This is a genomic window from Burkholderia ubonensis, assembly GCF_902833085.1.
Taxonomy (GTDB): Bacteria; Pseudomonadota; Gammaproteobacteria; order Burkholderiales; family Burkholderiaceae; genus Burkholderia; species Burkholderia ubonensis.
Map to the genome: position 1 here is coordinate 121,038 of NZ_CADFEB010000007.1, position 24,076 is coordinate 145,113.

Annotated in this window: 24 protein-coding genes; 10 read left to right on the plus strand and 14 right to left on the minus strand. The window is 68.8% G+C overall.

From position 1 onward, the window contains the following. The first annotated feature begins 42 nt into the window (after positions 1–42). Genes hemC through HWX31_RS20380 form a run of 3 tightly spaced genes read left to right on the plus strand, consistent with a single transcriptional unit; the run spans position 43 to position 4,195 of the window. Positions 43–1,029 carry a hydroxymethylbilane synthase gene (hemC, locus tag HWX31_RS20370; RefSeq protein WP_174962188.1) on the plus strand — a complete coding sequence of 329 codons (987 nt, stop codon included), beginning with the start codon at positions 43–45 and terminating at the stop codon, positions 1,027–1,029. Next, the gene (gene hemDX, locus HWX31_RS20375; RefSeq protein WP_059714541.1) at positions 1,029–3,005 is read left to right on the plus strand and encodes a fused uroporphyrinogen-III synthase HemD/membrane protein HemX; all 1,977 of its coding nucleotides are present in this window, start codon (positions 1,029–1,031) and stop codon (positions 3,003–3,005) included. The genes hemC and hemDX overlap by 1 nt, the downstream gene beginning before the upstream one ends. Positions 3,006–3,007: 2 nt before the next feature. Next, positions 3,008–4,195, plus strand: coding sequence for a heme biosynthesis protein HemY (locus tag HWX31_RS20380; protein ID WP_059656250.1), 1,188 nt, complete (start codon positions 3,008–3,010; stop codon positions 4,193–4,195). A 73-nt stretch (positions 4,196–4,268) separates the two neighbouring features. Here the strand turns inward: HWX31_RS20380 and HWX31_RS20385 are convergent, their stop codons facing one another. The 3 genes from HWX31_RS20385 to HWX31_RS20395 all read right to left on the minus strand — a co-directional run bounded on the left by HWX31_RS20385 (position 4,269) and on the right by HWX31_RS20395 (position 7,937). Then, positions 4,269–5,573 carry an MFS transporter gene (locus HWX31_RS20385; protein ID WP_174962186.1) on the minus strand — a complete coding sequence of 435 codons (1,305 nt, stop codon included), beginning with the start codon at positions 5,571–5,573 and terminating at the stop codon, positions 4,269–4,271. A gap of 80 nt (positions 5,574–5,653) precedes the next feature. Then, positions 5,654–6,412, minus strand: a complete 759-nt coding sequence (locus tag HWX31_RS20390) for an SDR family oxidoreductase (RefSeq protein WP_059771397.1) — start codon at positions 6,410–6,412, stop codon at positions 5,654–5,656. A gap of 85 nt (positions 6,413–6,497) precedes the next feature. After that, a complete protein-coding gene (locus tag HWX31_RS20395) occupies positions 6,498–7,937 on the minus strand; it encodes an aldehyde dehydrogenase family protein (RefSeq protein WP_174962184.1) in 1,440 nt (479 codons plus the stop codon). Between the two features lie 194 nt (positions 7,938–8,131). On the opposite strand from HWX31_RS20395, the gene ppa reads away from it, so the two are divergent. After that, on the plus strand, positions 8,132–8,659 hold the full coding sequence (gene ppa, locus HWX31_RS20400; protein ID WP_017333852.1) for an inorganic diphosphatase: 528 nt from the start codon (positions 8,132–8,134) through the stop codon (positions 8,657–8,659). A gap of 57 nt (positions 8,660–8,716) precedes the next feature. On the opposite strand, the gene HWX31_RS20405 is transcribed toward ppa, so the two are convergent. After that, the gene (locus tag HWX31_RS20405) at positions 8,717–9,328 is read right to left on the minus strand and encodes a GIY-YIG nuclease family protein (RefSeq protein WP_174962182.1); all 612 of its coding nucleotides are present in this window, start codon (positions 9,326–9,328) and stop codon (positions 8,717–8,719) included. Positions 9,329–9,388: 60 nt separating this feature from the next. Continuing rightward, the gene (locus HWX31_RS20410) at positions 9,389–10,567 is read right to left on the minus strand and encodes a GNAT family N-acetyltransferase (RefSeq protein WP_174962179.1); all 1,179 of its coding nucleotides are present in this window, start codon (positions 10,565–10,567) and stop codon (positions 9,389–9,391) included. A 124-nt stretch (positions 10,568–10,691) separates the two neighbouring features. On the opposite strand from HWX31_RS20410, the gene HWX31_RS20415 reads away from it, so the two are divergent. Both HWX31_RS20415 and HWX31_RS20420 read left to right on the plus strand, forming a co-directional pair. Next, on the plus strand, positions 10,692–12,377 hold the full coding sequence (locus tag HWX31_RS20415; RefSeq protein WP_174962177.1) for an NAD+ synthase: 1,686 nt from the start codon (positions 10,692–10,694) through the stop codon (positions 12,375–12,377). 65 nt (positions 12,378–12,442) lie between these two features. After that, entirely contained in the window at positions 12,443–12,781 is a 339-nt protein-coding gene (locus HWX31_RS20420) for a P-II family nitrogen regulator (protein WP_017333848.1), read from the plus strand. 128 nt (positions 12,782–12,909) lie between these two features. On the opposite strand, the gene HWX31_RS20425 is transcribed toward HWX31_RS20420, so the two are convergent. After that, positions 12,910–13,989, minus strand: a complete 1,080-nt coding sequence (locus HWX31_RS20425) for a porin (RefSeq protein WP_174962175.1) — start codon at positions 13,987–13,989, stop codon at positions 12,910–12,912. Between the two features lie 494 nt (positions 13,990–14,483). Beyond that, a complete protein-coding gene (locus tag HWX31_RS20430; protein ID WP_174962172.1) occupies positions 14,484–15,425 on the minus strand; it encodes a LysR family transcriptional regulator in 942 nt (313 codons plus the stop codon). 133 nt (positions 15,426–15,558) lie between these two features. Here HWX31_RS20430 and HWX31_RS20435 point away from each other — a divergent pair, with 133 nt between their 5' ends. Next, positions 15,559–16,071, plus strand: coding sequence for a GNAT family N-acetyltransferase (locus HWX31_RS20435; protein WP_174962170.1), 513 nt, complete (start codon positions 15,559–15,561; stop codon positions 16,069–16,071). A 97-nt stretch (positions 16,072–16,168) separates the two neighbouring features. Here the strand turns inward: HWX31_RS20435 and HWX31_RS20440 are convergent, their stop codons facing one another. From HWX31_RS20440 to HWX31_RS20455, 4 genes are all read right to left on the minus strand, one after another. After that, a complete protein-coding gene (locus tag HWX31_RS20440) occupies positions 16,169–16,948 on the minus strand; it encodes an ABC transporter ATP-binding protein (protein WP_042586050.1) in 780 nt (259 codons plus the stop codon). 18 nt (positions 16,949–16,966) lie between these two features. Next, complete coding sequence (locus HWX31_RS20445; protein WP_010091047.1) at positions 16,967–17,680, minus strand: ABC transporter permease; 714 nt, start codon at positions 17,678–17,680, stop codon at positions 16,967–16,969. After that, positions 17,677–18,366, minus strand: a complete 690-nt coding sequence (locus HWX31_RS20450; RefSeq protein WP_174962168.1) for an ABC transporter permease — start codon at positions 18,364–18,366, stop codon at positions 17,677–17,679. Before HWX31_RS20450 ends, HWX31_RS20445 begins: the two co-directional genes overlap by 4 nt. A gap of 208 nt (positions 18,367–18,574) precedes the next feature. Beyond that, positions 18,575–19,351 carry an ABC transporter substrate-binding protein gene (locus HWX31_RS20455; protein WP_029226388.1) on the minus strand — a complete coding sequence of 259 codons (777 nt, stop codon included), beginning with the start codon at positions 19,349–19,351 and terminating at the stop codon, positions 18,575–18,577. Between the two features lie 382 nt (positions 19,352–19,733). Between HWX31_RS20455 and HWX31_RS20460 the strand changes: the two genes are divergently transcribed. After that, positions 19,734–20,432, plus strand: a complete 699-nt coding sequence (locus HWX31_RS20460; RefSeq protein WP_174962165.1) for a pirin family protein — start codon at positions 19,734–19,736, stop codon at positions 20,430–20,432. 94 nt (positions 20,433–20,526) lie between these two features. Here the strand turns inward: HWX31_RS20460 and HWX31_RS20465 are convergent, their stop codons facing one another. Then, positions 20,527–21,078, minus strand: coding sequence for a Spy/CpxP family protein refolding chaperone (locus HWX31_RS20465; RefSeq protein WP_042586047.1), 552 nt, complete (start codon positions 21,076–21,078; stop codon positions 20,527–20,529). A gap of 223 nt (positions 21,079–21,301) precedes the next feature. On the opposite strand from HWX31_RS20465, the gene HWX31_RS20470 reads away from it, so the two are divergent. Further along, positions 21,302–22,027: a response regulator gene (locus HWX31_RS20470; RefSeq protein WP_174962163.1), complete on the plus strand. Its 726-nt coding sequence runs from the start codon at positions 21,302–21,304 to the stop codon at positions 22,025–22,027. Further along, positions 22,011–23,324, plus strand: a complete 1,314-nt coding sequence (locus HWX31_RS20475) for an ATP-binding protein (RefSeq protein ID WP_174962161.1) — start codon at positions 22,011–22,013, stop codon at positions 23,322–23,324. The genes HWX31_RS20470 and HWX31_RS20475 overlap by 17 nt, the downstream gene beginning before the upstream one ends. A gap of 41 nt (positions 23,325–23,365) precedes the next feature. Here HWX31_RS20475 and HWX31_RS20480 read toward each other — a convergent pair whose 3' ends face one another. Both HWX31_RS20480 and HWX31_RS20485 read right to left on the minus strand, forming a co-directional pair. After that, positions 23,366–23,632 (minus strand): double-stranded DNA-specific endonuclease, encoded by a 267-nt coding sequence (locus tag HWX31_RS20480; protein ID WP_042586045.1) that lies wholly within the window; start codon positions 23,630–23,632, stop codon positions 23,366–23,368. Between the two features lie 201 nt (positions 23,633–23,833). Continuing rightward, the gene (locus HWX31_RS20485; protein WP_244143790.1) at positions 23,834–24,058 is read right to left on the minus strand and encodes a hypothetical protein; all 225 of its coding nucleotides are present in this window, start codon (positions 24,056–24,058) and stop codon (positions 23,834–23,836) included. Between the last annotated feature and the right edge of the window lie 18 nt (positions 24,059–24,076).

A 24,076-nucleotide genomic window follows, 5' to 3' on the forward strand; every position in this document is an offset into this window, starting at 1 on the left:
ACCATTATTCGATCTTCAATCCCGTCCTTCGATGTTCCTGCAATGAATTCCGAGACTCTGTCGGCACAGCCGCCGGCGACGCTGACGATTGCTTCGCGCGAAAGCCGCCTGGCGATGTGGCAAGCCGAACATGTGCGTGATGCGCTGCGCAAATTATATCCAGCTTGTGACGTGAAAATCCTCGGGATGACGACCCGCGGCGATCAAATTCTCGATCGCACGCTGTCGAAGGTCGGCGGCAAGGGCCTGTTCGTGAAGGAGCTCGAAAACGCGCTCGCCGACGGCCGCGCCGACCTCGCCGTGCATTCGCTGAAGGACGTGCCGATGGCGCTGCCCGACGGCTTCTCGCTCGCGGCGATCATGACCCGCGAAGACCCGCGCGACGCGTTCGTGTCGAACGACTACGCGTCGCTCGACGCACTGCCGGCCGGCGCCGTGGTCGGCACGTCGAGCTTGCGCCGCGAGGCGATGCTGCGCGCGCGCTACCCGCACCTGCAGGTGCAGCCGCTGCGCGGCAACCTCGACACGCGCCTGGCGAAGCTCGACCGCGGCGACTACGCGGCGATCATCCTCGCGGCGGCCGGGCTCAAGCGCCTCGGTCTCGACGCGCGGATCCGCGCGCTGATCGGCGTCGACGACAGCCCGCCCGCGGCGGGCCAGGGCGCGCTCGGCATCGAGATCGCGTCGCATCGGGCGGACGTCGCCGCGTGGCTCGCGCCGCTGCACGACCAGGCGACCGCGCTGGCGGTCGAGGCCGAGCGGATGGTGTCGCGCGCGCTCGGCGGCAGCTGCGAGGTGCCGCTCGCCGCGCATGCGGTATGGCGCGCGGGCGAGCTGTACCTGACGGGCCGCGTGTCGACGACCGACGGCAAGCGCGTGCTGACGTCCGAGGAATGCGCTTCGGTGATGACCGTTGCCGACGCGCTCGCGCTCGGCCGCGCGGTCGCCGACGAGCTCGAGGCGCAGGGCGCGCTCGACATCGTCCGCGCGCTGCTCGCCGGCTCGCAGGCCGGCAAGGGCGACGCCTGATGGCGGGCGGCGCACGCACGTTCACCGCCGTCCTGACGCGCCCGGACGGCCAGTCCGCCGGGCTCGCGGCGCAACTGGCCGACGCCGGTTGCGACGTCCTCGATTTCCCGCTGATCGACATCGCGCCGCTCGACGATCCGGCGCCGCTTGCCGCCGCGTTCGCGGCGCTGGCCGATTACGCGCTCGTGATCTTCGTGTCGCCGAACGCGATCGACCGCGCGCTCGCGCAGTACGGCGCGATCTGGCCGAACGCGCTGCCGGTCGGCGTGGTCGGGCCCGGCAGCGTCGCCGCGCTCGAGCGTCACGGCATCGCCGCGCCCGCGCACCGGGTGATCGCGCCGCAGGCGCCCGCCGACGGCGGCGCGCCGCATTACGATTCCGAAAGCCTGTTCGCGTGCATCGAAGCCGCGTTCGGCGGCGCGGCCGCGCTCGCCGGCCGGCGCGTGCTGATCGTGCGCGGCGACGGCGGCCGCGAATGGCTCGCCGACCGGCTGCGCGACGCCGGCGCGGACGTGCACCTCGTCGCCGCATACCGGCGCGTCGTGCCGGAGCCGCGCATCGGCGCGTGGGAGCGCGTGCACGCGCTGCTCGGCGGCGAGCCGCACGCGTGGCTCGTCACGAGCTCGGAAGGCGTGCGCAACCTGCACGAGCTCGCGCAGGCGCATCTCACCGAGGCCGAGATCGACGCGCTGAAGCACGCGCCGCTCGTGACGCCGCACCCGCGGATCGAGCAGACCGCGCGCGCATTGGGTTTTGATAGGATTACGCTGACCGGCGCGGGCGATGAGCGCATCGTCCGCGCGTTTCGATCGATGGCCGACGAGGCCGTCCAACCGGCGACAGCCGCACCGGTGACTAAACGCATGACAGATACCAACGATTCCAAAAGCGTCGCTTCCCAGCCGGGCGCTGCATCCGCAGCGCCGTCCAGTCCGCCTTACGTGTCGCCCGAGCCGCGCGCGCGCCGGGGGGGCAGCGCGTTCCTGTGGCTCGTGGTCGTCGTGCTCGGCTGCGCGGCGGGCGTCGGCGGCTATGCGCTGAACCGCAAGGTCGACCGGCTCGACAACACGCTGGCGGCGCGCCAGAAGACGCTCGACGCGCAGGCCGCCGAGACGCGCACGAAGACCGAGCAGGCGCTTGCGAGCGCGCACCAGGTCGATACGCAGCTCGCGCAGCTCGACGGCAAGCTCGCCGATGCGCAGAACGCGCAGCAGGCGCTGCAGCAGCAATACCAGGATCTCGCGCGCAACCGCGACGCGTGGATGTTCGAGGAAGTCGACCAGATGCTGTCGAGTGCGAGCCAGCAGCTGCAGCTGACGGGCAACACGCAGCTCGCGCTGATCGCGCTGCAGAACGCCGACGCGCGCCTCGCGAGCTCGCAGAGCGCGCAGGCCGTCACGGTGCGCAAGGCGCTCGCGCAGGACATCGAGAAGCTGAAGGCCGCGCCGTCGGCGGATCTCACGGGCCTCGCGATCAAGCTCGACGACGCGATCGCGAAGATCGACGCGCTGCCGCTCGCCGGCGAGGCGATCGTGCCGCATGCGGCGCCGAAGGCGAATACGGCGGCCGACGTCGCGAAGACGGCCGCCGCGACCGGCGAGCCGCGCTGGAAGGTCTGGTGGCACGGCTTCTCGGCCGGCATCGGCGAGCAGCTCAAGGGTCTCGTGCAGGTGCGCCGGATCGACAACGCCGACGCGATGCTCGCATCGCCCGACCAGGGCTACTTCGTGCGCGAGAACGTGAAGCTGCGCCTCTTGACCGCCCGGCTGTCGCTGCTCGCGCGCAACGACGCGGCGATGAAGGCCGACCTGCACGCGGCGCAGGCGTCGCTCGCGAAATACTTCGACCAGGCGGCGAAGGATACGCAGACCGTCGAGGATCTGCTCAAGCAGGTCGACGGCGCGTCGCTGGCGGTCGCGGTGCCGAACCTGAACACGAGCCTGAACGCCGTTCAGCAGTTCAAGAGCCGGGGGTAACGATGACGCTTCGAGGAATCGTTTGGCTCGCGGTCCTGTTCGCGATCGCCGCGGCGCTCGCCACCGTCGGCCGCTTCGATACCGGCCAGGTGCTGCTCGTCTATCCGCCGTACCGGGTCGACCTGTCGCTGAACCTGTTCGTGGTCGGCATCGTCGTGCTGTTCATCGTCGTCTACGCGCTGATGCGCATCGTGCGCAACATCTGGCGCATGCCGCAGCGGGTCGCCGCGTATCGCGCCCGCTCGCGCAACGAGAAGGCGCAGGCGTCGCTGCGCGACGCGATCGCGAACCTGTACGCGGGCCGCTTCTCGCGCGCCGAGAAGGCCGCGCGCGACGCGCTGTCGATCGACGCGAACCAGGGCGCGGCGAGCCTCGTCGCGGCCACCGCCGCGCATCGGATGCATGAATACGCGCGCCGCGACGACTGGCTGTCGAAGGTCGGCGCGCCGGAGTGGCAGGATGCGCGCCTGCTAGCCGCGGCCGACATGCGCGCCGACGCGCGCGATGCCGACGGCGCGCTCGCCGCGCTGTCCGAGATGCAGGCGGGCGGCAAGCGCATCCACGCGCAGCAGGTCGCGCTGCGCGCGCAGCAGCAGCTGAAGAACTGGGCCGAGGTGCTGAAGCTCGCGAAGGCGCTGGAAAAGCGCGAGGCGCTGCATCCGGCCGCGGCGGTGCGGCTGCGCCAGCAGGCGGCCGAGAACCTGCTGCGCGAGCGCCGTCACGATCCCGATGCGCTGCTCGAGGTGTGGCAGTCGCTGTCGACGACGGAGCGGCAGTCGCCGCGTCTCGCCGATCTCGCGGCGGACCTGCTCGTGTCGCTCGAACGCCGGCCGGAAGCGCGCCGCATCGTCGAGGACGCGCTCGCGCACAACTGGGATGCGCGCCTGCTGCGCCGCTACCCGGATACCGCCGGCGCGGACGCGCTGCCGCTGATCCAGAAGGCGGAAGGGTGGAAGAAGGATCACCCGGACGACGCGGACCTGCTGTTCGCGCTCGGCCGCCTCTGCCAGCAGCAGCAGCTGTGGGGCAAGGCGCAGTCGTTCCTCGAATCGGCGCTCAAGCTTGCCGACAACGAGGCGCTCAGGGTGCGCGCACATCGTGCGCTCGCGCGCCTGTTCGAGCATCTCGGCGAAACCGACAAGGCGGCGAAGCACTACCGCGAAAGCGCGCTCGCGATCACCGTGGTCTGACGCGCCGCCGCGCCGCGCGCACGCAAAACCCCGAACACCGGCCGGCGTTCGGGGTTTTTTTCATGGGGGCGCGTCACTTGTCGACCAGCCGCTTCGGTACCGACAGCGCGAGCAGGCCGCCGAGCACGAGGAACCCGGCGAGCATGTACATGCCCGAGTCGTTCGCGCCCGTCGCCTGCTTGAGCCAGCCCATCAGGTAAGGGCTCAGGAAGCCCGCGAGGTTGCCGATCGAGTTGATCATCGCGATGCCCGCCGCGGCCGCCGTGCCGCCGAGGAACGCGGTCGGCAGGCTCCAGAACAGCGGCAGCGTGGTCAGGATGCCCATCGTCGCGAGCGTGAGGCCGAGCATCGCGAGCGCGGTCTCGTGTGCCCAGATCACCGACAGCACGAGCCCGAGCGCGCCGAGCGCGGCGGGGATCGCGAGATGCCAGCGGCGCTCGCGGCGCTTGTCCGCGCTGCGCGCGATCAGGATCATCGCGACCACCGCAGCCGCATACGGCACCGCCGACAGCAGGCCGATCGCGAACGTATCGGTGACGCCGGTCGCCTTGATGATCGTCGGCAGCCAGAAGCCGACGCCGTAGAGCCCCATCACGAACGAGAAGTAGATGAGCGCCATCAGCCATACGCGCGGGCTCGCCATCACGGTGCTGAGTGACGGATCTTCCTTGGTCGCCTCCTCCGCGTCGACGTTGCGGGCGAGCAGCGCCTTTTCCTCGTCGGTGAGCCAGGTCGCCTTCGCGATCCGGTCGTCGAGCGCGAAGAACACCAGCACGCCGACCAGCACCGACGGCGTGCCTTCGAGCAGGAACAGCCACTGCCAGCCGTGCCAGCCGCTCAGCCCGTCGAACGTCTTCAGGATGAAGCCCGAGATCGGCCCGCCGACCACGCCGGACAGCGCGACCGCCGTCATGAAGAACGTCGTCATCCGGCCGCGCCGGTGCGCGGGATACCAGTAGGTCAGATAGAGGATCACGCCGGGAAAGAAACCCGCTTCGGCGACGCCGAGCAGGAAGCGCATCACGTAGAACATCGTGGGTGTCGTGACGAACATCGTCAGGATCGAGATCACGCCCCACGTCGCCATGATGCGCGCGATCCACAGGCGCGCGCCGACCTTGTGCAGGATGAGGTTGCTCGGCACTTCGAACAGGAAATAGCCGAAGAAGAAGATCCCGGCGCCGAAGCCGTAGACGGTGTCGCTGAGGTTCAGGTCGCTCGCCATCTGCAGCTTCGCGAAGCCGACGTTCACGCGGTCGAGGTACGCGACCACGTAGCACAGCAGCAGGAGCGGCGTGAGCCGCCACGACACCTTGCGGTAGGTCGCTTCCTCGAACGCGCCGGACGCGCCCGGCAGCGAATGCGTCGGTGATGCCATGTTGTCTCCTGTCGTCGTTTGTATGATGCGGGCCCGTGGGCCCGGTGCGGCTAGATGCGGCTAGATGCGGCTAGATGCGGCTAGATGCAGCGCCCGCCGTCCACCTCGAGGCAGACGCCGGTGATGAACTCCGCCTCGTCCGACGCGAGATAGAGCGCCGCGTTCGCGATGTCCTGCGGCGTCGAGAAGCGGCCGAGCGGGATCGTCGCGAGAAAGCGCTGGCGGTTTTCGGGGGTGTCCTCGCAGCCCATGAACTCGGTCATCAGGCCGGTCTCGCCGAGCACCGGGTTGATGCAGTTCACGCGGATGCGGTCCGCGCCGAGCTCGGCGGCGAGCGACTTGCTCGCGGTGATCATCGCGCCCTTCGTGCTGTTGTACCAGACGAGGCCGGGGCGCGGCCGCACGCCGGCCGTCGACGCGACGTTCACGAACACGCCGCCGCCTTGCTCGCGGAAATACGGCACGAAGGTCTGCACGCACCAGTAGAGGCTCTTCATGTTGACCGCGTAGACGCGGTCGAACTCCGCTTCGGTCACGTCGAGCACCGGCTTGTTGCGGTGCGTGGTGCCGGCGTTGTTGACGACGATCTGCACCGCGTGAAAGTCGTCGAGCGCGGCGGCGAGCAGCGCCTGCCAGTCGTCGCGGCGCGACACGTCGCCCGCGACCGCGATCGCCTTGCCGCCCGCGAGCGCGATCTCGCTCGCGACGCGCTCGGCCGCCGCGCCGTTCAGGTCGTTGACGACGACGTTCGCGCCTTCGCGCGCGTACGTCTTCGCGATGCCTTCGCCGAAGCCCGAGCCGCCGCCCGTGACGATTGCCGTCTTGCCGTTCAGCCGCATGCTGTGTCTCCTGATTGGTGTGTATGTGATGTGCTGCCGCGTTGCCATTTACCGCATCGCCGTGCGCCGTCCCGGCGCCGAACCTTCAGCCGTGCCGGATCGCGATCGTCTTCAGCACGGTAAAGCCGTACAGCGCCTCGAAACCCTTCTCGCGGCCGTGGCCCGAATGGCCGACGCCGCCGAACGGCAGCTCGACGCCGCCGCCCGCGCCGTAATTGTTGACGAACACCTGGCCCGCGCGGACGCGCCGCGCGACGCGCAGCTGGCGCGCGCCGTCGCGCGTCCAGATGCCCGCGACGAGGCCGTACGGCGTGCCGTTCGCGAGCGCGACCGCTTCGTCCTCGTCGGCAAAGCGCATCGCGGCGAGCACCGGGCCGAACACTTCCTCCTGCGCGAGCCGGTGCGTGGGCGGCACGTCGCGCAGCAGCGCGGGCGCCTGGTAGAAGCCGCTTTCGGGCGCGTCCGGCACCACCTGGCCGTGCGCGGCCATCGGAATGCCGTCGTGCTGCGCATCGGACAGGAAATCCCATACGCGCTGCTGCTGCTTCGCGTTGATCAGCGGGCCGCAGTCGAGATCCGCGCGGCTCGGGCCGACCCGCAGGCCGTTGAACGCGGTCGCGAGCCGCTCGACGAGCGGCTCATAGACGGCACGGTCGATCAGCACGCGGCTGCCCGCCGAGCAGGTCTGGCCGCCGTTCTGCACGATCGCGTTGACGAGCACCGGCAGTGCCGCATCGAGGTCGGCGTCCGCGAACACGAGCTGCGGCGACTTGCCGCCGAGTTCGAGCGTGACGGGCACGTGATTTTCCGCGGCCATCTGCGCGACGAGCTTGCCGGTCGCGGGCGAGCCGGTAAACGAGATGTGGTCGATGCCCGGATGGCGGGCGAGCGCCGCGCCGGCCTCGTGGCCGTAGCCGGTGACGACGTTCAGCGCGCCGGCCGGCAGCCCGGCTTCGGCTGCCAGTTCGGCGACCCGCAGCACCGACAGGCACGCGTCCTCGGCCGGCTTCACGACGCACGCGTTGCCGGCCGCGAGCGCCGCGCCGACGCTGCGCCCGAAGATCTGCATCGGATAGTTCCACGGCACGATGTGGCCGGTGACGCCGTGCGGCTCGCGCACGGTGAGCACCATGTAGCCGGCCTGGTAGGGGAGGGTCTCGCCGTGCAGCTTGTCGGCGGCGCCCGCGTAGAACTCGAAGTAGCGCGCGAGCGCGGCCGCGTCGGCGCGCGCCTGCCTGAGCGGCTTGCCGGTGTCGCGCGCCTCGATGACGGCAAGTTCCTCGAGACGGGCCGAGACGAGCGCCGACAGCCGGTGCAGCACGCGGCCGCGCTCGGCGGCGCTCGCGGCGCCCCACGCGCCCGCGAATGCGTCGCGGGCCGCGGCGACCGCGCGCTCGACGTCGGCGGCGGAGCCGCGCGCGATCGCCGCGAACGGCTGGCCGTCGGACGGATCGATGACCGGGATCGTTTCGAGCTGCGCGGGCGATGTCCATTCGCCCGCGATGAAGTGCCTTGCCTCTTCCATGCTTGCTCCGATTCCATGCAGCGCTGCATATTGTTCGATGGCCGGACGGTCAGCGCGATTATCGCGCCGTTCGTCATCCGGACGCCACCGGTCGATTGGCTATAATGGCGCATTCTTTCCGGACATGCCGGCGGCGCGTGCCTCGACCGCGGCGTGCCCTGTCCCGAATTCCCTTCGACCAACAGAGAACGCACATGAGCTTCAACCATGTTCCGGCCGGCAAGGACCTGCCGCAAGATTTCAACGTCATCATCGAGATTCCCGCGCAAAGCGATCCGGTGAAGTACGAAGCGGACAAGGAGCTCGGCCTCCTCGTCGTCGACCGCTTCATCGGCACGGGCATGCGCTACCCGGTGAACTACGGCTACATTCCGCAGACGCTGTCGGGCGACGGCGATCCGGTCGACGTGCTGGTGATCACGCCGTTCCCGCTGCTGGCCGGCTCGATCGTGCGTTCGCGCGTGCTCGGCATGCTGCAGATGACCGACGAGTCGGGCGTCGACGCGAAGCTCGTCGCGGTCCCGCACGACAAGGTCTGCCCGATGACGGCGAACCTGAAGTCGATCGACGACGTGCCCGAGTACCTGAAGGACCAGATCAAGCACTTCTTCGAGCAGTACAAGGCGCTCGAGAAGGGCAAGTGGGTGAAGGTCGAAGGCTGGGCGGGCATCGACGCCGCGCACAAGGAAATCACCGACGGCGCCGCGAACTACAAGAAGTAAGCGGCGTGCCGGCCGCGACGGCCGGTCCGTTCGATGCAAAAAACCGCGCGAGCCTCGTTACGAGGCCGCGCGGTTTTGTTTTGCGCGGGCGGTTTTCTTCGGCGCGGGCGTGGGCGCGGGGGTATGGGCGCTCGCGGGCCGGGGCTTCGCGGCAGGACGCGTGCGTGCCTTCGGCGTAGCCTTTGCGGCCGGGCCCGTGCGGGTCGGCGATTGCTTGGCCGCGGCGCGTCCACGCTTCGGCGCGTCGCCGTTCGGGGCGGCTTGATCGACAGCGACTGCGACGGCGGCGTCCGTTGCCGTCACGTCGCCCTTCGGCGCGCGCTTGCGCGATGCGCGGGCCGGTGCGGCCTGTTCTTCGCCATCGCCGTCGCCGTCGGCGTCATCTGCGACAGCTGCCACCACCGGCAGCACCGATTCGAGCGTCCTCATCCCCGCAGCCAGCTCGCGCTTTTGCTTCGGGCTCAGCTGCTTGACCCAGTACTCCGCGCGCGACGCGCTCGACCGGTCGGCGAGCGGGAACGACGCGAGCACCGCGCGCGGCTTGCGCGAGCGCGTATAGCGCGCGCCCTTGCCGGCCGCGTGCTCGTCGAAGCGCGCCGCGACGTCGGTCGTGATGCCGGTGTAGACGCTGCCGTCGGCGCATTCGATCAGATACAGGAACCAGGACATGACAGGGCGGCAGGATGTGGCGAAATTCGGCGAAGCCGCCAGTGTCTCAGAAAAGGCGCGCTAATCCGCGTCGCGCTTGAACGGGTTGTGGTCCTGCAATTCGTCGACGTACGCGTGGATGTGGTTCGTCTCGCGTTCCAGGAAGCGCGACACCGCGTCCGAGAACGCCGGATGCGCGAGCCAGTGCGCGGAATGCGTGACGGTCGGCAGGAAGCCGCGCGCGAGCTTGTGCTCGCCCTGCGCGCCGCCTTCGAACGTATCGAGCCCGGCTTCGATGCAGAACTCGAGCAGCTGATAGTACGCAGTCTCGAAATGCAGGCAGGGTACGTGCTCGACCGCGCCCCAGTAGCGGCCGTACAGCGTGCCGCCGCCGCCGGCGTCACGCTGGTAGACGGCGAGCGCGCTCGCGATCGGCTTGCCGTCGGCTTCGGCGATCACGAGCAGCAGATTGTCCGGCATCGTCTGGCCGATCGTGCGGAAGAACTCGAGGTTCAGGTACGGGCTCGAATAGTGGTCGCGATAGGTCTGCCGGTAGCAGCGCGAGAAGAAGCGCCAGTCGGCGTCGCGGATCGCGTCGCCCGTCAGGCGCCGGAACGTCACGCCCGCGTCGTGCACCTTGCGCCGCTCGGCGCGGATGTTCTTGCGCTTCTTCTGCTCGAGCGTGCCGAGGAAATCGTCGAAGTGGCGATAGCCGTCGTTGATCCAGTGGAACTGCACGCCCTGGCGCAGCATCATCCCCATCGAGTCGAACAGCTGCGCTTCGGCTTCGGTCGGGAACAGCACGTGCAGCGACGACACGTCGCTCTGCTCGGCGAGCGCGAGCAGCGTGGCCGCGAGGCGGCGGCGCGCGTCGTCGTCGGCCGCGAGCACGCGCGTGCCCTGCACCGGCGTGAACGGCACCGCGCACAGCAGCTTCGGGTAATACGGCACGCCGTTGCGCTGGTACGCGTCTGCCCACGCCCAGTCGAACACGTATTCGCCGTACGAATGGGTCTTCAGGTAGACGGGCGCGGCGGCCGCGAGCCGGCCGGTGCGCTCGTCGGTCAGCGTGACGAAGCGCGGCGACCAGCCGGTCGCGTCCACCGCGCAGCGCGCGACGTGCAGCGCGTCGAGGAATTCGTGGCGCAGGAACGGCGTCGGGCGCGCGTCGCGGGCGACGAGCGCGTTCCATTCGGCAGCCGGCACTTCGGCCGGGGACGACAGGATGCCCGTGCGATAATCGATGCGTTCGTGTTTCAACCGTGTCAACCGTTTGAATGCGTACCGTTGGATGTCGCCGGGGGCGCGCCGCCTGCCGCGGCACGCCCCCGGGACGATTTCGTCAGCCGTTCATGGCGCGCCGCCGGGCAGCGCCGATCCCGTCATGAAGACCCGTATCGCTCTCGCTCAAATCAACGTCACCGTCGGCGATTTCGCCGGCAACGTCGCGCGGATCGTCGCGGCCGCGCGCGCGGCGCACAACGATGGTGCGCAGCTGATGATCGCGCCCGAACTCGCGCTGTCCGGCTATCCGCCCGAAGACCTGCTGCTGCGGCCCGCGTTCTACGCGGCGTCGGCGGCGGCGCTCGACGCGCTCGCGGCCGAGCTGAAGGCGTTCGACGGGCTCGCGGTGCTGGTCGGCCATCCGCTGCGGGTGCCAGGCGTCGATGGTAATGCAAACCGCCCGATCGAGCGCGGCGTGCCGCCGTCGGACACCTACAACGCGGCGTCGCTGATCGTCGGCGGCGAGATCGTCGGCACCTACCGCAAGCAGGACCTGCCGAACGCCGAGGTGTTCGACGAGAAGCGCTACTTCGCGACCGACGCCGAGCCGCTCGTGTTCGACCTGAACGGCGTGAAGTTCGGCGTGATCATCTGCGAGGACGCATGGCACGCATCGGCCGCGCAGATCGCGAAGGCGGCCGGCGCGCAGGTGCTGCTGATCCCGAACGGCTCCCCGTATCACATGAACAAGGAAGCGGTGCGCATGGAGATCCTGCGCGCGCGGATCCGCGAGACCGGGCTGCCGATGGTGTACGTGAACCTCATCGGCGCGCAGGACGAGCTCGTGTTCGACGGCGGCTCGTTCGTGCTCGACGCGGCGGGCGCGCTGGTCGCGAAAATGCCGCAGTTCGAGGAGGGGCATGCGATCGTCGAATTCGACGGCGCGCGGCCGCTGCCCGGCGCGATCGCGCCGGAGCTGTCGCTGGAAGCGCAGGTGTACCGCGCACTCGTGCTGGGCGTGCGCGACTACATCGGCAAGAACGGCTTCCCGGGCGCGCTCGTCGGCCTGTCGGGCGGCGTCGATTCCGCGCTGGTGCTCGCGGTCGCATGCGACGCGCTCGGGTCCGAACGCGTGCGCGCGGTGATGATGCCGTCGCGCTACACCGCCGACATCTCGACGACCGACGCGGCCGACATGGCGCGGCGCGTCGGCGTGCGCTACGACGAGATCGCGATCGCGCCGATGTTCGATGCGTTCCGCGCGTCGCTCGCGGGCGAATTCGCGGGCCGCGCGGAGGACGCGACCGAGGAGAACATCCAGGCGCGCATCCGCGGCACGCTGCTGATGGCGCTGTCGAACAAGTTCGGCTCGATCGTGCTGACGACCGGCAACAAGAGCGAGATGGCGGTCGGCTACTGCACGCTGTACGGCGACATGGCGGGCGGCTTCGCGGTGATCAAGGACATCGCGAAGACGCTCGTCTACCGGCTCTGCCATTACCGCAACGCGGCGGCCGAATATGCGACGCGCGACATCATTCCGGAGCGGATCCTGACGCGCGCGCCGTCCGCGGAGCTGCGCGAGAACCAGACCGACCAGGACAGCCTGCCGCCGTACGACGTGCTCGACGCGATCATGCGCATGTACATGGAGGAAGACCGCCCGCTCGCCGAGATCGTCGCGGCGGGCTATGCCGAGGCGGACGTGCAGCGCGTCACGCGGCTCATCAAGATCAACGAATACAAGCGGCGCCAGGCGCCGATCGGCATCCGCGTCACGCATCGCGCGTTCGGCCGCGACTGGCGCTACCCGATCACGTCGCGCTTCGCCGAGCGCCTCGATTGAGCCGCGCGCGGCGTAGAATCGGGCTCAGGTCTTTTCATCCAAACGAGCATTGAGGGACAACCACCATGAAACGCATCACCGCCATCATCAAGCCGTTCAAGCTGGACGAAGTCCGCGAGGCGCTCGCCGAGGTCGGCCTGACGGGCCTGACCGTGACCGAGGTGAAGGGCTTCGGCCGCCAGAAGGGGCACACCGAGCTGTACCGCGGCGCCGAGTACGTGGTCGACTTCCTGCCGAAGATGAAGATCGAGGTGGTCGTCGCGGAAGGGCAGGTCGATCAGGTGATCGACGCGGTGATCGGCGCCGCGCGCACCGGCAAGATCGGCGACGGCAAGATCTTCGTGTCGGACGTCGAGCGCGTGATCCGCATCCGCACCGGCGAGGAGAACGAAGCGGCCGTCTGACGCCGCCGGCGTCAATTGCCCGCGCCAATAAAAAACGGTGCGATACCCTGTCGGGTACCGCACCGATACGCGCCTCTCGCAGCAGCGTGGAAAACGTCGTCGAATCGATTCCTTGAGTCGTGCCCTGATCAGAACAGGTGCTGGATGCCGGCGTAGAAGCCGGTCTGGCTGTGGCCGAGCTTCGGGTTGCCGGTCGAAACGTCGGTGCCTGCCGCATTCGCATTCAGGCCGAAGTTCGCCGTCTTGCTGTTGCGAGCCGTCGCGACCTGGAAGTCGAGCAGCGTGCGCTTCGACAGGTTGTACGTGCCGCCGAGCGTGTAGATGTTCGCGTTGCCGCCGCCGTGGTTCGCGTTCACGTGATACACGGCCGCGATCAGCGCGGCAGCCGGCGTGGCTTGCCACGTCACGCCGCCCCAGACCTGCTGGGTCGACGTAATGCCGTTGTTCTTCAAGTTGCCCGCATCCGAATCGGCGTGCGAGGTCTGGTAGGCCGCCTGCAGCTTGAACGGACCGAGGAACACGTTCGCGCCGACGAAGTATTCGCGCGAGTAGTTGAACACGTCGTCGAGCTGGCCGTTCGCCGGGTTGCGCGCTTCGTCGTAGATGCCGCGCAGCTGGAACAGCGACGTGGTGTAGGTCAACTGGCCGCCGACGCTGCGGCCCTGGCCGGTCGTGCCGTTGCCGTTCCAGTTCGTCGCGTTCGACAGCGCGTACTGGCCGTAGAAGTCGAAGCCGTAGAGCTTCGGCGACTGATACGAAATGTTGTTGCTGGTCTTGTTCCAGTTGCGGCCGCGCACCAGCGACGCCGTCGACCAGGCCGACTGCCCGAACGGGTCGAAGTCCCACACGCCGTTCGCGATCGCGAGTTCGCGGCCGAGCAGCAGCGTACCGTACGCATCGTTCGCGATACCGACGGTCGCCCAGCGATTCCACAGGCCGCCGTTGCCCGGGCCGTTGCCGTTCATCGTGTCGAAGCTGCCTTCCAGCTGGAAGACCACCTTGTTGCCGCCGCCGATGTCCTCGGCGCCCTTGAGGCCCCACAGGCTCGTGCCCCAGTCGCCGCTTTCCGCGCGCCAGCGGGAGCCGTTCTGCATCCCGTTCAAGTACTCGATGCCGGCATCCAGACGGCCGTACAGCGTGACGCTGCTTTGTGCGTGAGCTGCGACTCCAGCAGCCATCAGCGCTGCGGCGACCAAAGCTTTCTTCATCATCTCCTCCATACCCTGTCAAAAAGTCAACCCAGAACTGCACGAGATGCACGACGCCGCGAGCGCCGGGCAAAAGCGGGTAACTACGGAGACCTCGTGCGAAGCCGGTCGGGCGCAGCACGCGGGCGAACAGACGGGTGGCCGTTGAGCGGGCCCGCGTGGCCGGGTCGGCCTGGCGGGGTCTCCTTGTCGTCATGAAACTAAACTACATTTCATGAACTTCGTTTTGCTACTTTGGTTACTAATTTAGCAAAAATACACTTTTGTGGCGACGGAAATCGTTGTTTGACTAACACGTGTGTCGAAATTGCCATGCAACACGGCGCGCGGCACCGTGGCACGCACCGGCGAATCGCCGGCAACGCCTTGTGCGGCAAGGGAGACACGGTTTTCGGGAAGTTGCGTCAAGGATTGCCACTATTGACGCAGGAGAAACGGAGACGTAAGCGCGCGATGCGCCGAATTGGTAAGTATTTCGTAATGATCGGCGCGCATTACCCAATGCCTGCGATGCCTGCGCTGTCCGGCCGCGCCTCGAGCAGCCGGGCGCGAATCCAGCGGTGCGCGTCGGTGCGCGCATGCTTCGCGTGCGAGTAGACCTTCAGCGTGTAGTGCGGGATCTCGAACGGCGCCGGAAAGATCCGGATCGGCGCCGCATGCCGCAGCGCCTGCGCGGCGCGGTTCGGCACGGTCATCAGGAGCCCTGATTCCGCGATGATGAACGGCGCGGCGAGCACGCTCGGCAACTGCACCGCGACCTGCCGCGCGAGGCCGAGCCGGTCGAGCACGTGGTCGACGACGCCGCGCGTCTCGTTCCACGGCGTGACGACGACGTGCCGCGCCGTGAGGTACTGCTCGAGCGTGAGGCGGCGCCGGACCTGCGGATGGCGCTCGCTCGCGATCACGACGTAGTCGTCGGAGAACCAGTCGAATTCCTCGATCCCCGGCGCGTCGACTGCCGCTTCCTCGTGATAGCCGAGCGCGAAGTCGATGCGGCCCGCCGCGAGCTCGTCGGTCGAGATCTTGCGGTCCGAGTGGACGACCCGGAAGCGCAGTTGCGGCGCGACGTGCTGGATCCGCGCGATGAACGCGGGCAGCACGGCGAACGTCGTGTAGTCGGTTGCAGCGAATACGAAGGTGCGCTCGCTCTGCGCCGGGTCGAAGCGGCGGGCGCGTGCGAGCCCCTTCGACATCGCGTCGAGCGCGTCGCCGGCCCAGGTCGCGATGTCGTCGGCGCGCACGGTCGGCTGCATCTCGTTGCCGAGCCGCACGAACAGCGCGTCGCCGATCGCCGTGCGCAGCCGCGCGAGCGCGTGGCTCAGCGCGGACGGGCTCATCGCCAGCTCGTTCGCCGCCGCGGCGACCGACCGGTGGCGGTACAACGCGTCGAACACGAGCAGCAGGTTCAGGTCGAGGCGGCGCAGATCAGGATGCATAGTGTTCAGGTGTGGATGAATAAACTGCACTTCCTGCAGTAGCTCGACGAACGTAGCATGACGTCTTCATCGGCGCCAGCGCGCGTGCGCGGCGCCGCCGTTTGCTGCATGCCGGCCGGGGAGGGCCTTTACCGTGCATATCGACATCCGTTCCGCCACCGTTGCCGACGCGTCGCTGATCCTGCGCTTCATCACCGAGCTGGCGATCTACGAGAAAGCCGAGGACCAGGTGGTCGCGACCGTCGCGTCGCTCGAGCGCAGCCTGTTCGGCGACGCGTCGCCGGCGCGCGCGCTGATCTGCGAGGTCGACGGCGAGCCGGCGGGCTTCGCCGTGTACTTCCTTTCGTATTCGACGTGGCTCGGCCGGCAGGGGCTGTATCTCGAGGACCTGTACGTGTCGCCGCGCTTTCGCGGCGCGGGGGCCGGCCTGCGCTTGCTGAAGGCGCTCGCGCGGATCGCGGTCGATGCCGGCTGCGGGCGCTTCGAGTGGAGCGTGCTCGACTGGAACGAACCGGCGATCCGCTTCTACGAGAGCGTCGGCGCCGAGCCGCAGAGCGAATGGGTGCGCTACCGGCTCGCGGGCGATGCGCTGCGCGCATTCGCCGATGCGGCACCCGTGGACGCCGCGCCGTCCGGCCGCGCGTAAACGGAAGTAAGCGCAAGTATGCGCAAGTAAACGCAACCGGGCGCCGCGCGGCGAACCGCGGGGCGCCCGGCGTCGGCGCATCGAAGCGGATTCGGGCTTACTTGAGGCTGCCCGACAGGAACCCGCGCAGGCGCTCGCTCTTCGGGTTCGCGAAGACCTCGGCGGGCACGCCTTCTTCCTCGACGCGCCCCTGGTGCAGGAACATCACGTGGTTCGACACGTTGCGCGCGAAGCCCATCTCGTGCGTGACGACGACCATCGTCCGGCCTTCCTCGGCCAGCTTCTGCATCACCTTCAGCACTTCGCCGACGAGTTCGGGATCGAGCGCGGAGGTCGGCTCGTCGAACAGCATCACGTCCGGATGCATCGCCAGCGCCCGCGCGATCGCGACGCGCTGCTGCTGGCCGCCCGACAGGTGCGACGGATACTGCTTCTCGACCCGCGGCGCCAGCCCGACCTTCTCCAGGTACTCGCGCGCGCGCTCCTCGGCTTCGCGCTTGCCGAGCTTCAGCACGTTGACCGGCGCTTCGATCACGTTCTCGAGCACGTTCATGTGCGACCACAGGTTGAAGTGCTGGAACACCATCGCGAGCTTGGTGCGCACGCGCTGCAGCTGCTTCGGCTCGGCGGCGCGCAGCGCGCCCGTCTTGTCGAGCGCGGTGCGCACTTCCTCGCCGTCGACGAAGATGCGGCCCGCATTCGGCTGCTCGAGGAAGTTGATGCAGCGGAGCATCGTGCTCTTGCCGGAGCCGGACGAGCCGATCACGCTGATCACGTCGCCCGCGTTCGCCTTCAGCGACACGCCCTTGAGCACTTCGTTGCTGCCGTACCGCTTGTGGAGGTCGTCGACGAAAAGCTTTTGAGTCTGGGAGTTCATCAATAGTCCTGCGGAAACTTACTTGCCCTGCGGGCGCAGATACGCGAGCCAGCGGCGCTCGGCCTGGCGGAACAGCCAGACGAGCGTGAACGAGATCACGAGATAGAGCAGCGCGGCGATGCCGAACGCGTGGAACGACATGTAGGTCGCCGAGTTGACGTCGCGGGCGATCTTCAGGATGTCCGGCACCGTCGCCGTGAACGCGACCGTCGTCGCGTGCAGCATCAGGATCACCTCGTTGCTGTACAGCGGCAGCGCGCGGCGCAGCGCCGACGGCAGGATCACGCGGCGGTACATCGTGAAGGTCGACATCCCGTACGCGCGCGCGGCCTCGATCTCGCCGTAGGAGGTCGCCTTGATCGCGCCCGCGAAGATCTCGGTCGTGTACGCGCAGGTGTTCAGCGTGAACGCGAGCAGCGTGCAGTTCATCCCTTCGCGGAAGAACGCGTCGAGCATCGGCGTGCCGCGCACGGCCTGCAGGCTGTAGAGGCCCGTGTAGCAGAGCAGCAGCTGCACGTAGAGCGGCGTGCCGCGGAACACGTACGTATAGAGCCACACCGCGCCCGACAGCCACTTCTTCTTCGACACGCGCGCGACCGCGAGCGGCACCGACAGGCAGAAGCCGAGCCCGATCGACACGACGAGCAGCCACAGCGTGATCGCGACGCCGGTGAGGCGGTAGCCGTCGGTGTAGAGATAGTTGCGCCAGTATTCTTGGATGAGATCGATCATAGGTCTGCCTTGCGGACGCCGGTCGAATAGCGCTTTTCAAGCCACATCAGCACGAAGTTCGAAATCGTCGTGATGGCCAGGTAGATCGCTCCCGCGATCAGCGTGAAGAAGAAGAACCGCAGCGTGCCCTTGCCGGCGTCCTGCGACGCCTTCACGACGTCGGCGAGGCCGATGATCGACACGAGCGCGGTCGATTTCACGAGCACCTGCCAGTTGTTGCCGATACCCGGCAGCGCGAAGCGCATCATCTGCGGGAACATGATGCGCGAGAACACCTGCCAGCTCGTCATCCCGTACGCGCTGCCGGCCTCGAGCTGGCCGCGCGGCACCGACAGGAACGCGCCGCGGAACGTCTCGGTGAAGTACGCGCCGTAGATGAAGCCGAGCACGAGCACGCCGGCGAGGAACGGATCGATGTCGATCTGGTCCCAGCCCGCGAGGTCGGTCAGCTGATTCAGCCAGATCTGGATGCTGTAGAACAGCAGCAGCATCAGCACGAGGTCGGGCACGCCGCGGATCAGCGTCGTGTAGACGGTGCCGACGCCGTTCGTGACGCGGTTGCGGGACAGCTTCGCGGCCGCGCCGAGGAGCCCCAGCAGGAACGACAGCGCGAGCGAGAGCACCGCCAGTTTGACGGTTTGCCAGGTGCCTGCGAAGATCAGCGGGCCGTAACCTTGAAGAAACATATGTGGTCCTTGACGGCGCACCGGGTGCGCCGCGAAAGACGCGCTCCGCATGTTGCGCGGAACGCCCCGTGCGTATCATGACCGTCCGCCCGGCGAGGGCGCCGGACCTGCCTGCCGCGGTGGGCGGCGGGCGAGGGGGCGGGCGGCGCGTGGTTTGACTGCCTGTACTGCGCGAACGCGGGGCGTGCCCCGCATTCTTACCCGGCGTTCAGCGGGCCGAGTAGACGCTGAACGCGAAATACTTGTGCGACAGGCGGTCGTACGTGCCGTCCTTGTGCATGTCGGCCAGCGCCTGGTTGATCTTCAGCTTCAGGTCGGTGTCCTCCTTGCGCAGGCCGATCGCCGTGCCGTCGCCGATCGTCTTCGGATCCTTCACTTCCGGCCCCGCGAACGCGAAGCCCTTGCCGCGCGGCGTGCGCAGGAAGCCGTAGTCGGCCTGCAGCTCGTCCTGCAGCGTCGCATCGAGGCGGCCCGAGCCGAGGTCGGCGTAGACCTGGTCCTGATTCTGGTACGGAATGACGGTCACGCCCTGCGGCTCCCAGTACGCCTTCGCATAGGTTTCCTGGGTCGAACCCTGCTCGACGCCGACGCGCTTGCCCTTCAGCGACGCGACCGTCGGCAAGAGCGGCGAGCCGGTCTTCGCGATCATCCGCGCCGGCGCGTCGTACACCTTGTCGGAGAAGTCGATCTGTTCGCGGCGCTTGTCCGTCACGGTCAGCGACGACACGATCACGTCGTATTTCTTCGCCTTCAGCGCCGGGATGATCCCGTCGAGATCCTGCGCCACCCACACGCATTTGACGTTGATCCGCTTGCAGATTTCCTTGGTGAGATCGACGTCGAAACCGACGATCTCGCCGCTCGGCGCGGTCGACTCGAACGGCGGGTAGCTGGCGTCGACGCCGATCCGCACGGTCTTCCACTCCTTCGCGAAGGCGCTGCCCGCCACGAGGGCGAGGGCGGCGCACAGGGCGGCCTTCTTCATTTCCATCCTTTAATACTGAGATTCCGTGGCGGCGCGCTGGGCCTGTCGGGCCATGCGCCGCGCCGTATTCTAGATAGCCAAAATTCGAGTTCGGCGGCCTGGCGGCGGCAACCGCCGGACAGGCGGGCGCCAAAAGCGCGGTATTTTACCCGAACGCGCTACCCGGGCAGCGCACAAGCGCGCTTCCGGCCGGATCCGTTGGCGGCGAGCGACGCCGGCGGCCCGGATCGGCGCCGCTGTTGCGGCATTCGATGCAGTCTCGACGAACATTGCGTGAATTGCGTTCGTGCATGCAACGATCCGGTGCGCGCGAATGGATTGTTGCGGGCTCGGCGAGCCCCTACATTGGCGGCATTTCGACCCACCGCCCCACGGACCGCCCATGTTCCAGATCCGCCGCGCCGCCGACCGTGGCCATGCCAACCACGGCTGGCTCGTATCCCGTCACAGCTTCCCGATCGACGGCGCCGGCGACGACGCACATCCGCCGTTCGGCGCGCTGTGCGTGCTGAACGACGACCGGATCGCGCCGACGCGCGGCTTCGGCATGCATCCGCACCGCGACATGGAGATCGTCACCTACGTGCTGGAGGGCGCGCTCGCGCACCGCGACAGCATGGGCAACGGGTCGATCATCCGGCCCGGGGACGTGCAGCGGATGAGCGCCGGCACGGGAATCGTGCACAGTGAGTACAACGCGTCGCGCGACCGGCCGCTGCATCTGCTGCAGATCTGGCTGCTGCCGACCGAGCGGGGCGGCCGGCCGGGCTACGAGGAGCGGCGCTTCGGCGAGGACGAGAAGCGCGGCCGGCTGCGGCTCATCGCGTCGCCTGACGGGCGCGACGGCTCGATGTCGATGCGCGCGGACGCGCGGATCCATGCGGGGCTGTTCGATGGCGGCGAAGCGGCGGTGTTCGACGTGCCGGCCGGGCGACGGGTGTACGTGCACGTCGCGCGCGGTGCGCTGGAGGTCAACGGCGAGCCGCTGGAGAGCGGCGACGGGGTGCGGATCGGCGGGGTAGCGTCGGTCATGCTGGCGAGCGGACGGGGCGCCGAGGTGCTGCTGTTCGATCTCGCCTGAACGGGCAGGACGAGGAGGAGGCGGGGACGCAGGCCGGGCGCCCGCGTCCCCGTCTCCACCGCGCCGCCGCATCGGGGAGGGCGGCGCGGCCGGCTTACTGCGCCGGCGCCGATGCGGCCTTGCCCGCCTGGCGGTGCTGCTCCCAGCGCTCCTTCATCTTCTCGCGGCGCTGCTCCATCCGCGCGTACTGCTGCTTGATCGCCGTGCTGACCGTCGTCTTCTGCTGGTCGTTCAGCCCGTTGTAGAACGCGAGCCACGCGGCCGACGTCTGCTCGCGCAGCTGCGCGTTCTGCTGCTCGGCCTGCTGGCGCGCGGCATGCATCGCGTTCAGGTCGAGGATCGGCTGGTTCTGCTGCGCGTTGAACTGCTCGCGCATCTGCTCGTGGCTCTTGCGCATCGCGTCGCGGTTCTGCTTCATCGTATTGACCGCGGTCTGCCACTGCTGCTCCTGCGCGGCCGTGAGCTTGAGCTGGTCGTGCAGGCGCAGGATCGCGCCGAACGGGCCGCCCTCGTGGCCGTGCATCTGGTGCATGCCCGGGCCGCCCGGCGGCGGCGCGTCGGCCGGGGGCGCGGCATGCGCGGCGCCGAAGGCGAGAGCGAGCATGGTGGCGGCCGCAATGGCCACCCGGGACGTCTTCTTATACATTTCAGAAACTCCTGTTCGAAGGGTCCGGCGACGCGGCGGCGGGCGAAACCGCGGGGCCGCATCCGGTAAGACGCAGGTTAGCGGCGCGTGCGGCGGCCGGTGTTACGGCGTCCGGCGGCCGGGTTACCGCGCATTACAGTTCGCTTGCGCGGTAATCCGCAGTAACCCTTTCGTCCCTTTGTATCGTTCTTTGCGGCCGCCCTCGCGCGGTAAACTTCGAGCCATGACTACCCAGATCCTCATCGTCGACGACGACCAAGAACTGCGCGACCTGCTGCGCGACTACCTCGTACGCCAGGGCATGGAAGTGTCCGTACTGCACGACGCGGCGACGCTCGAGAAGCGCCTCGAGCGCGAACGCCCCGACCTGATCGTGCTGGACCTGATGATGCCGGGCGTGGACGGCCTCACCGCGCTGCGGCAGCTGCGCGCGGCGGGCGACGACATCCCCGTGATCATGCTGACCGCGCGCGCCGACGACGTGGACCGCATCGTCGGGCTCGAGCTCGGCGCGGACGACTACCTCGGCAAGCCGTTCAACCCGCGCGAGCTGCTCGCGCGCGTGCAGGCGGTGCTCAGGCGGCGCCGCGCGACGCCGTCGGCCGCGGCGCCCGAACAGCGCGAGCCTTACGCGTTCGGCCGCTTCCTGCTCGATTTCCAGGCGCGCACGCTGTCGGTCGACGGCAAGCCGGCCACGCTGTCGAGCAGCGAATTCGCGCTGCTGAAGATCTTCGTCAACCACGCGCTGCGCACGCTCACGCGCGAGCGGCTGCTCGAGCTGCTGCACGGGCCGGAATACGACGGCACCGACCGCGGCATCGACGTCCAGGTATGGCGCCTGCGCCGCATTCTCGAGTCGGATCCGTCGTCGCCGCGCTTCATCCAGACGGTGCGGGGGCGCGGCTACGTGTTCGTGCCCGACGGCGAGGCCCATGCGCAAGCCCATTGATTCGCTGTTCGGCCGGCTGGCGCTGCTCGTCATCGGCGTGCTGCTGCTGTCGCACTTCGCGTGGTATTTCGCGATGCGGCTCGAGCGCAACCAGATGCAGACGCGCTATGCGGTCGAGGAAGCGTCGTTCCTCGTCGATGCGGTGCGCCAGCACGTCGCCCGCACGCCGGACCAGCCGCTGCCGTCGCGCGTGCGGCTCGTCCCGCCCGACAGCCCCGACGTGCCGCAGGGGCACGCCGGCCTGCCGCCGCCGCTCAAGCGCTTCCGCGACGACGTGAGCGAGCGCATGCCGGCCGGCACGCGCGTCGAGATCGGCGTGCCGGGCCATCCTCCCGTGCTGTGGGTCAAGGAGCCGGCCGACCGCAACTGGATCGTCGTGCCGGTGCAGCCGCTGCGGCCGCCGCGCTCGCTGGACCGGATGCTGATCTGGCTCGGGACGATCTTCTCCGCCGGCGTGGTCGCCGCGCTGTTCGCGGCCTGGCAGCTGCAGCAGCCGCTGCGCTCGCTCGCGCGCGCGGTCGCCCGCTTCGGCCGCGGCCAGCCGGTGCCGCCGCTGCGCGAGCGCGGCCCGCGTGAGCTGCGACAGCTCACGCACGGCTTCAACCAGATGGTGGAACAGGTGTCGCGCGCGGAGAACGACCGCGCGGTGATGCTGGCCGGCGTCGCGCACGACCTGCGCACGCCGCTCGCGCGGATGCGCCTGCGCGCCGAGATGATGGACGACGCGCGCCTGCGCGATGGCGTCGTGCGCGACGTGGACTCGATGTCGCACATCGTCGACCAGTTCCTCGTGTTCGCGCACGGCGGCAACGACCGCAGCGAGCCGGTGGCGGTCGACCAGGCCTGCGAGCGGATCGCGCGCACCTATCGCGCGGTCGCGCCCAACGCGCCGACGGTCCAGACCCGGCTCGCCGCCGATCCGGGCTTCCGCCTGCCGACCGCGACGCTCGACCGGATCCTGTCGAACCTGCTCGACAACGCGCATGCGTACGGCGCGCCGCCCGTCGTCGTCGAAACCGAACGCACCGCGACCGGCTACCTGCTGGCGGTGAGCGACCACGGCGGCGGCATCGCGCCGCGCGATCTCGCGGCCGCGACGCGGCCGTTCGTCCGTCTCGACCCCGCGCGCGGCGGCAACGGGCACAGCGGCCTCGGGCTCGCGATCGTCGAGCGGCTGGTGCTGCGGCTGGGCGGGACGTGCGAGATCGGCAACCGGCCGGAAGGCGGCCTGCGCGTCGCGATGCAGTTCCCGTACGACGCGGTGCCGAAGCCCGAACCGCACGCGCAGGCCGCGTGAGCAAAGCGCGCGGCGCCGGCCTGGCTAGGCCCGGCGGCGCGTCATTCGCCGAACAGCGAGCCGAGCGTCTCGGCGGCGTTGCTGTCGATCGTGTTGTACGTCACGCTGGTGGCCTCGAAGATGTACACGGTCGTGTACCGGCCGAGGCGCTCGAGAATCTCGTCCTGCAGCGATTCCGGCACGATGTTCATGTTCAGGTACCAGGCCGTCGACGACAGCCGCGTCTGGAACGAACCGTACTCCTGCATCAGCTCGTAGAACGCGTCGGCATCCTGATCGCGGCAGACGATCACCAAGTTTCCTGCCATTCCTTTCCTCCCGCTCGTCGATCGATCCCCGTGGGGGCCAGCCCCGATCATACCTGCTTCGCGGTGTCCCGCTCCTGACGGGGCGCACGGTTTTGCCCGCCGCGCGCGGCGGGCGGGTTCACGGGCGGGCCGGATCACGGCATAATTCGGGCCTGCATGCTGGCCGGCGCGTTGCGCGCCGCTGCGTCCCGCGCCGATCCGTCAGCCGCCGGCCCGTTCCGGGCCCGATTCGCCCGCGCGGCGGCGGATTCCACCGTTTCGATCCGGAAGGTTGTGCCTGAAATACAGGTTGTAGTAGTGTCGTGCCGTTTGCGGACCGACTCGGCCGGAAATCCGCGCGGCGATGCCGTCGGCACGGATGCGCCGCATTGCGCCTGCCTTGCATCGTGAGTCAAAACGAATTACCGCGCCCGCGCGCTTTGCCATGAATCAACATCGTCTGCC